The 11,778-nt window shown below is 62.2% G+C and carries 12 protein-coding genes; 6 read left to right on the top strand and 6 right to left on the bottom strand.

The window, feature by feature from the left end; genetic code table 11:
- The first annotated feature begins 105 nt into the window (after nt 1-105).
- Nucleotides 106-726: a cell wall hydrolase gene (locus M0814_RS02525; protein ID WP_103486544.1), complete on the top strand. Its 621-nt coding sequence runs from the start codon at nt 106-108 to the stop codon at nt 724-726.
- Here the strand turns inward: M0814_RS02525 and M0814_RS02520 are convergent.
- Nucleotides 723-1,610 (bottom strand): LysR family transcriptional regulator, encoded by an 888-nt coding sequence (locus tag M0814_RS02520; protein ID WP_045122520.1) that lies wholly within the window; start codon nt 1,608-1,610, stop codon nt 723-725. The genes M0814_RS02525 and M0814_RS02520 overlap by 4 nt on opposite strands.
- 101 nt (nt 1,611-1,711) lie before the next feature.
- Between M0814_RS02520 and M0814_RS02515 the strand changes: the two genes are divergently transcribed.
- Entirely contained in the window at nt 1,712-3,100 is a 1,389-nt protein-coding gene (locus M0814_RS02515) for an MFS transporter (RefSeq protein ID WP_103486546.1), read from the top strand.
- On the opposite strand, the gene M0814_RS02510 is transcribed toward M0814_RS02515, so the two are convergent.
- Nucleotides 3,048-3,761 (bottom strand): murein L,D-transpeptidase catalytic domain family protein, encoded by a 714-nt coding sequence (locus M0814_RS02510; protein WP_003226055.1) that lies wholly within the window; start codon nt 3,759-3,761, stop codon nt 3,048-3,050. The two genes, M0814_RS02515 and M0814_RS02510, sit on opposite strands and share 53 nt — an antisense overlap.
- 149 nt (nt 3,762-3,910) lie before the next feature.
- Between M0814_RS02510 and M0814_RS02505 the strand changes: the two genes are divergently transcribed.
- From M0814_RS02505 to M0814_RS02495, 3 genes are all read left to right on the top strand, one after another.
- Nucleotides 3,911-5,527: a L,D-transpeptidase family protein gene (locus tag M0814_RS02505; RefSeq protein ID WP_103486543.1), complete on the top strand. Its 1,617-nt coding sequence runs from the start codon at nt 3,911-3,913 to the stop codon at nt 5,525-5,527.
- Nucleotides 5,528-6,010: 483 nt separating this feature from the next.
- The gene (gene glsB, locus M0814_RS02500; RefSeq protein WP_027611723.1) at nt 6,011-6,919 is read left to right on the top strand and encodes a glutaminase B; all 909 of its coding nucleotides are present in this window, start codon (nt 6,011-6,013) and stop codon (nt 6,917-6,919) included.
- Nucleotides 6,920-7,119: 200 nt separating this feature from the next.
- Nucleotides 7,120-8,622 (top strand): aldehyde dehydrogenase family protein, encoded by a 1,503-nt coding sequence (locus tag M0814_RS02495; RefSeq protein WP_103486167.1) that lies wholly within the window; start codon nt 7,120-7,122, stop codon nt 8,620-8,622.
- Between the two features lie 128 nt (nt 8,623-8,750).
- Here M0814_RS02495 and M0814_RS02490 read toward each other — a convergent pair whose 3' ends face one another.
- The 3 genes from M0814_RS02490 to cynS form a co-directional block, all read right to left on the bottom strand.
- Entirely contained in the window at nt 8,751-9,410 is a 660-nt protein-coding gene (locus M0814_RS02490; RefSeq protein ID WP_103486168.1) for a carbonic anhydrase, read from the bottom strand.
- Between the two features lie 12 nt (nt 9,411-9,422).
- On the bottom strand, nt 9,423-9,659 hold the full coding sequence (locus M0814_RS02485; protein ID WP_103486169.1) for a DUF2790 domain-containing protein: 237 nt from the start codon (nt 9,657-9,659) through the stop codon (nt 9,423-9,425).
- Nucleotides 9,660-9,739: 80 nt separating this feature from the next.
- Nucleotides 9,740-10,207 carry a cyanase gene (cynS, locus tag M0814_RS02480; RefSeq protein ID WP_003226042.1) on the bottom strand — a complete coding sequence of 156 codons (468 nt, stop codon included), beginning with the start codon at nt 10,205-10,207 and terminating at the stop codon, nt 9,740-9,742.
- A gap of 119 nt (nt 10,208-10,326) precedes the next feature.
- On the opposite strand from cynS, the gene cynR reads away from it, so the two are divergent.
- Nucleotides 10,327-11,205 (top strand): transcriptional regulator CynR, encoded by an 879-nt coding sequence (cynR, locus tag M0814_RS02475; protein WP_103486170.1) that lies wholly within the window; start codon nt 10,327-10,329, stop codon nt 11,203-11,205.
- Between the two features lie 187 nt (nt 11,206-11,392).
- On the opposite strand, the gene M0814_RS02470 is transcribed toward cynR, so the two are convergent.
- Complete coding sequence (locus M0814_RS02470; protein WP_003226040.1) at nt 11,393-11,722, bottom strand: hypothetical protein; 330 nt, start codon at nt 11,720-11,722, stop codon at nt 11,393-11,395.
- Between the last annotated feature and the right edge of the window lie 56 nt (nt 11,723-11,778).

Below are 11,778 nucleotides of genomic sequence, written 5' to 3'. Positions count from 1 at the left end.
ACGTTACTGCGGTATTTGCCGTCTACACTCTCCGAAGGCCCCGGGAACCGGGCGTCTCCCCCACGAAACACCTTGCCCGGAACGGGCGCTGCCGGAAGAACTGACATGGGATTGAAATGGTTGGCTGGCTGTTTCGCATTAACCCTTATGGCCGGCGTTGTGAACGCCACCGATCAGACCCCGATCAAGGCCAAGGCCGAAGAGAAAGCCCAGGTGCTGGAAGAAAAAGCCGCTGATAAAGTCAGCGCCGCACCGGCACCCAAATCCGAAGCGATCACCCCCACTGAAGTACAAGCCGTGGACCCCGCCGGTACCGCGCCGCTGGACGATCCGATCACCTGCCTGGCACGCAGTATCTACTGGGAAGCCAAGGGTCGCGACACCCCGGAAATGGAGGCGGTGGCCAATGTGGTGATGAACCGCCTGGGGCACGATGGCTTTCCAGGCACTGTGTGCGAAGTGGTCAAACAAGGTTCGGAAACCAAGAGTTGCCAGTTTTCCTGGTGGTGCGATGGCAAGGCGGATCAGGTCAAGGAAGACGCTGAATACACCCTGGCCAAGGATATCGCCGGCAAGGCGCTCAACCGCCAACTGCCGGATCGCACCCATGGTGCGCTGTACTTTCATGATCGCAACGTGCATCCCGGCTGGGCCAAGGAATACAAAAAGACCGCCGAAGTCGGCAAATTCCTCTTCTATAAACCGGCCGGTGGCGATGCGCGCTAGACGCAGACTTCCCGTACACAATTGCGCAGCCAGCGGTGCGCCGGGTCGGCGTCCATGCGCGGGTGCCAGAGCATCGACACGCTGATCGGCGGCATCCTGAAGGGCAGGGCAAAACTGTGCAGGCCCATGCGCAGCTTGCTGGTGTGACGCTCCGGGACGGTGGCGATCAGGTCCGATTCGCGGACCAGCGTCAGCGCCGCCGAAAAGCCGCCGAATGAAGTGACGATGTCCCGCGTCAGTCCTGCGGCGAGCAGCGCTTCGTCGACCGGGCCGCTGCTGCGCCCGCGTCGTGAGATGAGAATGTGCTGGCCGCCGGCAAAGCGTTTGCTGCTGATCTTGCCCGAACTCAATGGATGGCCTTCGCGCACCACACCGATCCACTGATCCTCAAACAGGATGCGGCTGTGCAGCGCCGGGTCAGTGCTGTCGTCGACCACACCGGTCTCCAGATCGACCCGGCCTTCGCGCAGCGGTGTGCTGTCCTTGTCGGCTTTTTGCACAAAGCGCAGGCGCACGCCGGGGGCCTCTTCAGCAATGCGCGCGAGCAGCGCGGCGGCAAAGGTTTCGACAAAACCGTCGGTGTTGCGCAAGGTGAAGGTGCGTTGCAACTGGCCGGGGTCGAGCACTTCGGCGGGGCGCAACACCGCCTCGGCTTCCTGCACCAGGCGGCTGACCCGCTCACGCAACTCCAGCGCCCGTGGGGTCGGCACGAGGCCTCGGCCGGCGCGCACCAGCAGCGGATCGCCGGTGGTCTCGCGCAATCGGGCCAGGGCGCGGCTCATCGCTGACGGGCTCAACCGCAGAATGTGCGCGGCACGCGCGACGCTGCCTTCGCGCAACAACACGTCGAGGGTGATCAACAGGTTCAGATCCGGGGCGCTCATGACATGACGTTCCATGCAGGTATCAAGTGCAAAGCATGCGTCTTGCGCCTTGCCTTGTCGAGACTCAGGCTATGCCGTCCGATCACCAGTTGGAGCGCCCGATGCCCCGAACTCCCTTGAACACTCAAACCCGCTGGGCGCTGACCAGTCTGGCGCTGTCGATGTTGATGCCGTCGCTGGACACCAGCATCGCCAACGCCGGATTACCGACTCTGGCGGCAGCGTTCGATGCGACGTTTCAACAGGTGCAGTGGATCGTGCTGGCGTACCTGCTGGCGGTCACCACATTGATCGTCAGTGTCGGGCGCCTGGGCGATGTGTTCGGGCGGCGACGACTGCTGCTGATCGGCATCGGCATTTTCACCAGCGCTTCGTTGTGCTGCGCGTTGGCGCCGGGGCTGGGCTGGTTGATCGGCGCACGGGCGGTGCAGGGCCTTGGCGCAGCGATCATGTTTGCCTTGACCGTGGCGTTGGTGGCGGATGCGGTGCCCAAGGCGCGGGCGGGCAGTGCGATGGGTTTGCTGGCAACCATGTCGGCCACCGGCACCAGCCTCGGGCCGTCGTTGGGTGGCCTGCTGATCGCGCATGTCGGCTGGCCGTCGATCTTTGTCCTCAACGTGCCATTGGGCTTGCTCAATGCGTGGCTGGTTTATCGCTATCTGCCGGCGGATCGGCCGACGCGGTCGAGGGTGGCGTTTGATTATCTCGGCACTGCGGTGTTGGTTTTGACGCTGGCGGTCTACGCGCTGGCGATGACACTGGAAGGTTTCACCCTGATATTGCTGCTGCTCAGCCTGTGCGGCGCAGGCCTGTTTATCGCGGTCGAAATGAAAGCCAAGGCGCCGCTGATTCGTCTGTCGTTGTTCGCCGACTCGCGACTGGGCAGCAGCCTCGCGCTGACGTTGCTGGTGACGACGGTGATGATGACCACGCTGGTGGTCGGGCCGTTTTACCTGAGCCGTGGACTGGGACTGGGCAGCACCGTGGTCGGTCTGGCGTTGTCCGTCGGGCCGCTGCTGGCGGCGTGCGGCGGGGTGCCGGCCGGGCGTCTGGTGGATCGCTTCGGCGCGCGGCGGGTGGTGCCGGGGGCGTTGCTCGGGATGGTTGGTGGTTGCAGTTTGTTGGCGCTGTTGCCGATGAGTTTCGGTCTGCCGGCGTATCTGCTGCCGATGGCGCTGATCGCCAGCAGTTACGCGTTGTTCCAGGCTGCGAACAATACCGGGTTGATGGCGACGGTCAGTCAGGATCAGCGCGGCGTGGTCTCAGCCTTGCTCGGGCTGTCGCGCAATCTGGGCTTGATCACCGGCGCGGCAGTCATGGGGGCGGTGTTTGCGCTGGCCACGGGAGACCCGACGCAAGCCCCGGCCGAGGTGATCGGCAGCGGCTTGCACAGCACGTTTGGTGTTGCAGCGGCGCTGATGATCATGGCCCTTATCGTCAACTGGCGTGGGTACTCAAAATACTCGCCACCTGCTGTGGCTGGCAGTTGAGGTACGGCGAAGACTTCAGCCAGTGCTGGTCCGGGTACCAGGAGAACATGAACTGGCCGTCCTTGAGTTTGTCGATCACCTGTCTTGCCACTTGCGGGCGTACCGCCGGGCAACCCTGACTGCGACCGATGCGGCCCTGACGTTTACTCCATAACGGGTTCACGTAGTCGGCGGCGTGGATCACGATGGCGCGGTCGCGAGCCATGTCATTGAAACCCGGCTCCAGACCGTCCATACGCAGCGAATAACCGTGGGTGCCCTTGTAGCTTTCCTGTGTGCGGAACAGGCCGAGGCTGGACTGGTAACTGCCTTCGCGGTTGGAGAACTGGGTAGCGAAGTTTTCCCCGGAATTGGACCCGTGGGCGACCAGGTCACGCAGCACCAGCTTCTGTCTGCTCAAATCGAAGATCCACAGCCGGCGGGCGGTGGAGGGCTGCGAATAGTCGATGATCGCCAGGTGGCGGGAAGGTTTCGCGCCGTTGTTGATCGCACATTGCATGGCGTTCAAGGCACCTTTCAGCGCCTGGGGATTGAGTTCCGGCGCGGCGTGCGCGAGGCTGGTCAAGAGAACCGGCGATGGCTTGCCGGCGGCGAAAGCTGGGCTGCTCACGACGACGAGAGTCGCAGTGGTCAGCAGAAGTCGGCGCAAAAACGTCAACATTTATAAAGTGTCCTCACTTGCTACTTATTTGGCACTTTGGCTCCTGACTCCCAGTCATACCCACAGACCCCTGATTCGGGCCTGACTGTTCAGCGCACCTGATGTAAGGTTGACCGTCATTGAGGCGGCCACGGATTGGAGTAAAGCAGTTGTTCAAAAAGTACGCATGCTACTTGAGCATTTGTTTGCTCGCTGCGCCGTTTGTCGCTTGTGCCGAGGAGCCGCTGCCGCCGTTGCAGACCCTGCCGACGCCACCGGCGCCAATGCCGGTTGAGCCGCAGAGTCCGCTGCAAGCGGTGCTGATCGGTTTGCCGCAGGCGTGCCCGGCGATTGCCGCGCATCTGAACGGCCCGGCGCTGTCGCAACTGCAAGCGTTCTACCAGCAGCAGGACTGGCTGCCGGTGTGGGCCAGCGAGACAGGGCGTTTGCCGGTCTTGCGCGCACAGTTGCAGCTGTTGGCCGATGATGGGCTCGATCCAAAGCGCTATCCGGTAGCGGCCAACCCGCCGCAGGATGGCGAATTGTGTGCCGATATCGACATCAGTCGTTCTTACCTGCAAGCACTGCAGGACCTGCATTACGGTCGTCTGCTGCAGTCACATTTCGAGCCGCTGTGGCATGCCGATGAGGCCCCGCGTGATCGGCAGGCCGAATTACTCGCCATCGCCGTACCCGGCCTGCATGACATCAAGGCCGCTTTCGATCTGGCCCGTCCGCATCTGGCGCAATACCAAAGCCTGCGCCATCTCTACGCCAGTCAACGGCTGCAAGCCTTGCCGCACTGGCAGTCGGTGGGCAACGGCCCGTTGTTGCGTCCGGCGATGGAAGACAAGCGCGTTCCGGAACTGGCCCGACGGTTGTACAGCGAAGGCTATCTGACCCACGCCATCGGTACGCCCGGCAATGCCTATGACGGTGTACTGGTAGAGGCGGTGAAGAGCTTCCAGGCCAACCATTCGCTGCAGGCTGACGGCGTAGTCGGGCCGGGGACGATTGCCGAACTCAACATCACTCCGCTGACGCGCCGTGAACAATTGCGGGTCAACCTCGAACGCTTTCGCTGGCTGGCCCAGGACATGGAGCCCAACGGCTTGCTGGTCAACGTCGCTGCCGCCGAGCTGACGCTGTATGAGGGGGGAGTGCCAGTCTGGCAGACCCGCACCCAGGTCGGGCGTGCCGAACGGCAGACCCCGCTGCTCAAATCCCGGGTCACGCGCCTGACCCTGAACCCGACCTGGACCGTGCCGCCGACCATCTGGAAGGAAGACAAACTGCCGGCGATCCGCAAGGATCAGACCTTTCTCAGCCGCCAGAACCTGCAAGTGCTCGACGCCCATGGTCAGCCGTTGGCCGCAGCGGATATCGACTGGGACAATCCCGGCAACATCATGCTGCGCCAGGACGCCGGGCCGCGAAATCCGCTGGGGCAACTGGTGATCCGCTTCCCCAACCCGTTCGCGGTGTACCTGCACGACACACCGAGCAAGGCGCTCTTTGACAAGGGGCCGCGCGCATTCAGCTCCGGCTGTGTGCGGGTCGAGCACCCGATGCAACTGCGTGACCTGCTGCTGACCCCGGCGGAACGCACGCGCACCGACACCTTGCTCGCCACCGGCAGCACCCACGAATTCCGCCTGTCGGCACCGGTACCGATCCTGATGACTTACTGGACGGCACAGGTCGGCAAGGATGGGCAGATACGTTATGCGCCGGATATCTACAGCCGCGACGAGGCCCTGTTGGCCGGGTTGGATCGGGCACACTGATCCCCTGTCATCCACACAACCCTGTAGGAGTGAGCCTGCTCGCGATAGCGTCAAGTCAGCCGACATCAATGCTGAATGTACCGACCCCTTCGTGAGCAAGCCCACTCCCACCCTTGATCGCGGCCAGCCGTAAATCCTTCATTCACCGACGATCCCCGGTGGGAGCGGGCTTGCTCGCGCAGGCGTCAAGTCAGCCGCCATCAATGCTGAATGTACCGACCCCTTCGTGAGCAAGCCCACTCCCGCCCTTGATCGCGGCCAGCCGTAAATCCTTCATTCACCGACGATCCCCGGTGGGAGCGGGCTTGCTCGCGAAGGCGTCAGGTCAACCGCCATCAATGCTGAATGAACGGGCTCCTTCGTGAGCAAGCCCACGCCCACATTTGGATTTTCAGTGTGTCGGTCAGTGTGATTCGGCACCGGTCCGCAGCGTCTAGCCCCAGTGTCCCCGCAATCCCATGGGGCGAGACTTCGGAACCCGGCATGCAAGCGCTGTTGAACGAGATTCTTGACGCTGTCCGGCCCCTGATCGGGCAGGGCAAGGTGGCTGACTACATTCCCGCCCTCGGCACCGTGCCGGCCAATCAACTGGGCATTGCGGTGTATGGCAACGACGGCGAAATGTATTGCGCCGGCGATGCCGAGACGCCGTTCTCGGTACAGAGTATTTCCAAGGTGTTCAGCCTGGTGCAGGCCATCGAGCATTCCGGCGAGGCGATCTGGGAGCGCCTGGGGCACGAGCCGTCCGGCCAGCCGTTCAACTCGCTGGTGCAACTGGAGTTCGAACGCGGGCGTCCGCGCAATCCGTTCATCAATGCCGGGGCGCTGGTGATCTGCGACATCAATCAGTCGCGATTCGCCGCGCCGGCCTTGTCGATGCGTGACTTCGTGCGGCGCCTGTCGGGCAATCCGCAGGTGATCGTCGACGGCAAGGTCGCCGAATCCGAATACCAGCATCGCGCCCGCAATGCGGCCATGGCGTACCTGATGCAATCGTTCGGCAACTTCCACAACGATGTCGAAGCGGTGCTGCGCAGCTACTTCAGCCACTGCGCGTTGCGCATGAACTGCATCGATCTGGCCCGGGCGTTCTGCTTCCTCGCCAACGACGGTTTCTGCAAGCACAGCGGCGAACAGATCCTGACCCGGCGCCAGACCCAGCAGGTCAACTCGATCATGGCCACCAGCGGCCTGTATGACGAGGCCGGCAACTTCGCCTACCGCGTCGGTCTGCCGGGCAAGAGCGGGGTCGGCGGCGGGATCGTCGCGGTGGTGCCGGGGCAGTTCAGCGTGTGCGTGTGGTCGCCGGAACTCAACGCCGCCGGCAACTCGCTGGCGGGGATGGCGGCGCTGGAGATGCTCAGTTCGCGGATTGGCTGGTCGGTGTTCTGACCTGATCTTCCAAACACCACGAAACCTGTGGGAGCGGGCTTGCTCGCGAAGAGGCCAGCACATTCAATATCCATGTTGATGGTGCCGACGCCTTCGCGAGCAAGCCCGCTCCCACAGGTTCGGTAGTGTTTGTAGAAGGTGTGTTTCAGCGCAGAATCCGCTACATTTTCCGGCCGCCCCTCATATGGTGAATCCGCTTCATGTCTCTTGCGCTCGAACGTCTAGTCGCTGGCACGCCGATCCCTTTCGCTGGTAACCGCGTGACCGTGGTCAGCCCCGAACTGGCGGCGCGGTTTCAGCCCGGTGACCACCTGCTGGTCGAGCAGGTGAGTGGCGAGCTGTTGCTGATTCCGGTGGTCGATCAACAAGCGGCTGCGGTGGCAATCGAACGTGCTGAAGCGGCATTCACTGCATTGTCGGCAGTGTCCGACGAAGCCATCAGTCGCTTCTTCGACCTGTTCGCGCAACGCCTGGAAACCCCGGAATGCTGGACCTTGATCGAAGCCGCGAACCTGGCCGACATCGAACGCGCCAAGGCCCGTGGCCGCTCGACCACCCGACTGCTCGCCGACGAGCGCATGCGCCGCGACATGATCGCCGGTCTGCGCGCCTGGCGTGATGCGCCGGCCACGCGCGGCAAGGTCATCAGCTGCGTCGAACACGACGGCTGGAAGGTCGAGCAAGTGGTGTCGCCGCTGGGCATCGTCGCCTTCGTGTTCGAAGGACGACCGAATGTGTTCGCCGATGCCGCCGGCGTACTGCGCACTGGTAACACCGCAGTGCTGCGCATTGGCAGCGACGCGTTGGGCACCGCGCAAGCGATCGTCACTCACGCGCTGAACCCGGCGCTGGCCGATGCTGGTTTGCCGGCAGGTGCGGTGTCGCTGGTGGAAAGTGTCAATCACGCGGCCGGGTGGGCGATGTTCGCCGACCGGCGTCTGTCGCTGGCGGTGGCCCGGGGTTCGGGGCGTGCGGTCAGCCAGTTGGGCAGCATCGCCCAGCAGGCGGGCACGGCGGTCAGCCTGCATGGCACCGGCGGCGCCTGGTTGATTGCTGACCGTGATGCTGATGCCACACGTTTCGCCGCCGTGGTGCGCAATTCGCTGGATCGCAAAGTCTGCAACACCCTGAACGTCTGCCTGATTCACCGCGAGCGCGCCGCCGAACTGGTGCCGCTGTTCCTCGATGCGCTGAAGCAGGCCGGCAGCGCACGCGGGCAGGGCTGCAAATTGCACATCGTCGCAGGCAGCGAAAGTTACCTGCCGGCTGAGTGGCAGAACGCGACGGTCGAGGTCTATCGCGCCGAGGGTTATCAGACCGAAGCCCTGGCCGAAGCGTTGGCGGAATCAGAGCTGGGCCGCGAGTGGGAATGGGAAGAAACCCCGGAAGTCAGCCTGATGATCGTCGAAGATCTGCATCAGGCGATCACGTTGTTCAACCGCTACAGCCCGCAGTTCACGGTGTCGCTGATCAGCGAGGATGCTGGCGCTCAGGAACGCTTTTACAACGCGGTGAACGCGCCGTTTGTGGGTAACGGGATTACTCGCTGGGTCGATGGGCAGTACGCGTTGAACAAGCCGGAGCTGGGGCTTTCGAACTGGGAGAGCGGGCGCTTGTTTGCGCGCAGTGCGATTCTTTCGGGGGATGGGGTGTTTACGGTGCGTAGTCGTATGACCCAGATCGACCTCACCGTAAAACGCTGATCTGAACACCAAACCTGTGGCGAGGGAGCTTGCTCCCGCTGGTCTGCGCAGCAGACCCAAAAAAGCAAGGGCCGCTGCGCGCCCCAGCGGGAGCAAGCTCCCTCGCCACAGGGTTGCACTGTTCTCCTTCAGGCAGCTGCGCTGGTGTTTGCCTGCACCGCACAAGTCGCTGGCTGCTCGGCCAGCGGCACAAACGTGCGGCGGTCTGCCGCCAGCGCATCGATCGAGCCGGTCTCGATGTCATACACCCAGCCATGCAGATTCAGCAGGCCTTTCTCCTGGGCCAGGCGCACGCTCGGGTGGGTCTGAATATTCGCCAGTTGCGCGATCACATTTTCCCGCACCATCGAACTCAATTTCGCCGCGTCATTGGCGTGCGGCCGCGCCTCGTTCACCACTTTCGCCGACTCGGCATGTTGCAGCCAGCCGCTGACGGCGGGCAGATGATCCATGCATTTGCACTGGGCAATCGCGGTCATCGCGCCGCAATCGGAGTGCCCACAGATCACGATGTCAGTCACCCCAAGCACCGCCACCGCGTATTCCACCGTTGCCGAAACCCCGCCCGGATGCGGGCTGTAGGACGGCACGATATTGCCTGCGTTACGGATCACGAACAGCTCGCCGGGTTCTTGCTGGGTCAGCAGTTCCGGCACCACGCGGCTGTCGGAACAGGTGATGAACAAGGTTCCGGGTTGCTGGGTGGTCGCCAGGTGTTTGAACAGTTCGGTGCGTTGCGGGAAGGCTTCGTTCTGGAACTTCAGGAAACCGTCGATCAGGCTTTTCATGGTGTAGTCCTCTTAGTTCGAGCAACCGTTGCCGAATTCGCTGTATTGAAGAATGTGTTTGTCGCCATTGCTGTCCAGATACGTCATCTCCACCGGCACCACGCCACAGACGTCGGCAACCGGGCTAATGCTCACGACTTCGGCGATGTCCAGGTGCATGCCGTAGTGGTAGGCCACGGCATCTTCATCGGCATGAACCTGAGTGGACAGGCCGGCAAGCAGGGCAAGGGCCAGCAGAATTTTTTGCATGGGGCAGCCTCCAGACGTATTGGGGAACGGTTGCAATGAAAGTGTTGGGGTGGCCCGCCCCTCGGGGCGGGCCAGGCGGATCAGAACGGACGCAGGGGCAGGAACTTGCCGTCGAGGGTGACCACGGCGCGGGAGCCGCCTTCCGGGTCTTCGACTTTCTTGATGTCGAGCTTGAAGTTGATGGCGCTGATGATGCCGTCGCCAAACTGCTCGTGGACCAGGGCTTTGAGGGTGGTGCCGTAGATCTGGATCATCTCGTGGAAGCGGTAGATGGTCGGGTCGGTCGGCACGCCGCTGAGGCTGCCGCGCAGCGGGATGATCTGCAGGGCGGCAACGGCGTCGGCGTCCAGTTCAAGTTTGTCGCCAACCACTTGCGCGGCGGTTTGTGGCAGCGGGTGCTGGCCGAGCAGGGCAGCGGTGACGTAGGCCAGGCTCAGGCCGGTGTCGTCGGCCAGATCCTGCCACGACAGGCCTTTGCGTGCCTTGATGTCGAGAATGCGGGTGGTCAGGGCCAGGCTGGCATCGTTGTAGGCGTGGGACTGTTGCATGGTGTCACTCCTTTCAGGGTTGGCTTGCTGTGTGGGAGCAATCTTCTGCCGATTGATCCATAGCGTCCAAGACCGATATACAATGCTTCGCATAAGTCCTGCCTATAGATGGTGATCCCATGTTGTTGCGACATTTGCGTTATCTGCTGGCCGTGGCCGACCACGGCGGGTTCACCCGGGCGGCGGAGGCGTTGCATGTGTCGCAGCCGACCTTGTCGCAACAGATCCGCCAACTGGAAGAAACCCTCGGGGTGAACCTGTTCGATCGAACCTCGCGCACGGTCAAGCCCACCGATGCCGGTGAGGCCTACATCGAATGTGCGCGGCGGGTGCTGGTGGAACTGGAGGCGGGCAAGCGGGCGTTGCATGACGTGAAGGATCTGTCCCGTGGCAGCTTGCGTCTGGCCATGACCCCGACCTTCATGGCCTATCTGGTCGGGCCGTTGGTGCGCGATTTCGCGGCGCGCTATCCGGGTATTCATTTGCAGATTTTCGAACTGTCGATGGACGATATCGAGGTCGGGCTGGCGGATGACTCGCTGGACATCGCGATTGCCTTTACCCCGGTGCGCCACCCGGACATCGAGTGCATTCCGGCGTTTACCGAAACCCTGGGGATCATGATCGGCCGCGAGCATCCGTTGTACGAGAGCACATCGGTGCTGACGGCGAGTGACCTTGCGCAGCTGGATTTCGCCTTGCTGGCGTCAGACTTCATTACCCGGTTATCGATTGATGAGTATTTTCGTCAGGAGGGGATTACGCCGAAGGTGCGGATCGAGGTGAACTCGGTGAGTACATTGCTCGAGGTAGTGCGCCATTCGCCAATGGCGACGATGTTGCCGGAGGCGATTGCCACCGAAGACCGGTCGTTGCGTCGGCTGCGGGTCGAGAACGAAGCGCCGCAGCGCGGGGCGGCGTTGTTGCGGCGGCGCAATAATTACCACAGTGCGGCGGCGGTGGCGTTTATGAATCTGGTATTGGAAACGAAAATCTAACCAACGATACAGTCCCCCCTGTGGGAGCGGGCTTGCTCGCGAAAGCGGTGTCTCAGTTGAGATGATGGTGACTGACACGGCCCATTCGCGAGCAAGCCCGCTCCCACAGGGTTATATGGTGACTCGCAGATGTAAAAAGGGCCTGCTTCTTTTGGAAGCAGGCCCTTTTATTTATTGAAGTTGTAACTCAGTAGAACCGATCAATCACCCGAACTTCATTCTTGTTCTGCATCGAATCCCACGCCTGTTTCAGCGTCTGCAGCACATTGCCGATGAAGTCCTTGTCGGCCGCAGCTTTTTTGCCGACATAACCGTGGCCGCGGCGGTACATCTTCAGGCGGGCCAGCAGGTTCTGGTGGCTGCGGTCGAATTCTTCTTCACCAGCGTGGGGCGACAGGCAGTCGATATGCACCTGACCCGACTTGCTGATCCAGAGAATGTGGCTGTCGTGGCTGTCTTTTTGCGCAGCGAACATACGAGCCAGTTCTTCGATAGTAGGTTGATTATTCAGATTCATGATGTTTGCCCCTTGACCAGTCTGGTGATCTTTCAAAGTTGATTCGCTAATACAGG

The sequence above is a fragment of the Pseudomonas sp. MWU12-2020 genome (assembly GCF_023100605.1).
In the GTDB taxonomy this organism is placed as follows: Bacteria; Pseudomonadota; Gammaproteobacteria; order Pseudomonadales; family Pseudomonadaceae; genus Aquipseudomonas; species Aquipseudomonas fluorescens_H.
This window is presented reverse-complemented; position numbering and strand designations above follow the sequence as displayed.

What these genes read in the sequence shown, in the direction of transcription:
- M0814_RS02525 (WP_103486544.1), top strand. Translation starts at nt 106, where the DNA reads ATGGGATTGAAATGGTTGGCTGGCTGTTTCGCATTAACCCTTATGGCC.
- M0814_RS02520 (WP_045122520.1), bottom strand. Translation starts at nt 1,610, where the DNA reads ATGAGCGCCCCGGATCTGAACCTGTTGATCACCCTCGACGTGTTGTTG.
- M0814_RS02515 (WP_103486546.1), top strand. Translation starts at nt 1,712, where the DNA reads ATGCCCCGAACTCCCTTGAACACTCAAACCCGCTGGGCGCTGACCAGT.
- M0814_RS02510 (WP_003226055.1), bottom strand. Translation starts at nt 3,761, where the DNA reads ATGTTGACGTTTTTGCGCCGACTTCTGCTGACCACTGCGACTCTCGTC.
- glsB (WP_027611723.1), top strand. Translation starts at nt 6,011, where the DNA reads ATGCAAGCGCTGTTGAACGAGATTCTTGACGCTGTCCGGCCCCTGATC.
- M0814_RS02495 (WP_103486167.1), top strand. Translation starts at nt 7,120, where the DNA reads ATGTCTCTTGCGCTCGAACGTCTAGTCGCTGGCACGCCGATCCCTTTC.
- M0814_RS02490 (WP_103486168.1), bottom strand. Translation starts at nt 9,410, where the DNA reads ATGAAAAGCCTGATCGACGGTTTCCTGAAGTTCCAGAACGAAGCCTTC.
- M0814_RS02485 (WP_103486169.1), bottom strand. Translation starts at nt 9,659, where the DNA reads ATGCAAAAAATTCTGCTGGCCCTTGCCCTGCTTGCCGGCCTGTCCACT.
- cynS (WP_003226042.1), bottom strand. Translation starts at nt 10,207, where the DNA reads ATGCAACAGTCCCACGCCTACAACGATGCCAGCCTGGCCCTGACCACC.
- cynR (WP_103486170.1), top strand. Translation starts at nt 10,327, where the DNA reads ATGTTGTTGCGACATTTGCGTTATCTGCTGGCCGTGGCCGACCACGGC.
- M0814_RS02470 (WP_003226040.1), bottom strand. Translation starts at nt 11,722, where the DNA reads ATGAATCTGAATAATCAACCTACTATCGAAGAACTGGCTCGTATGTTC.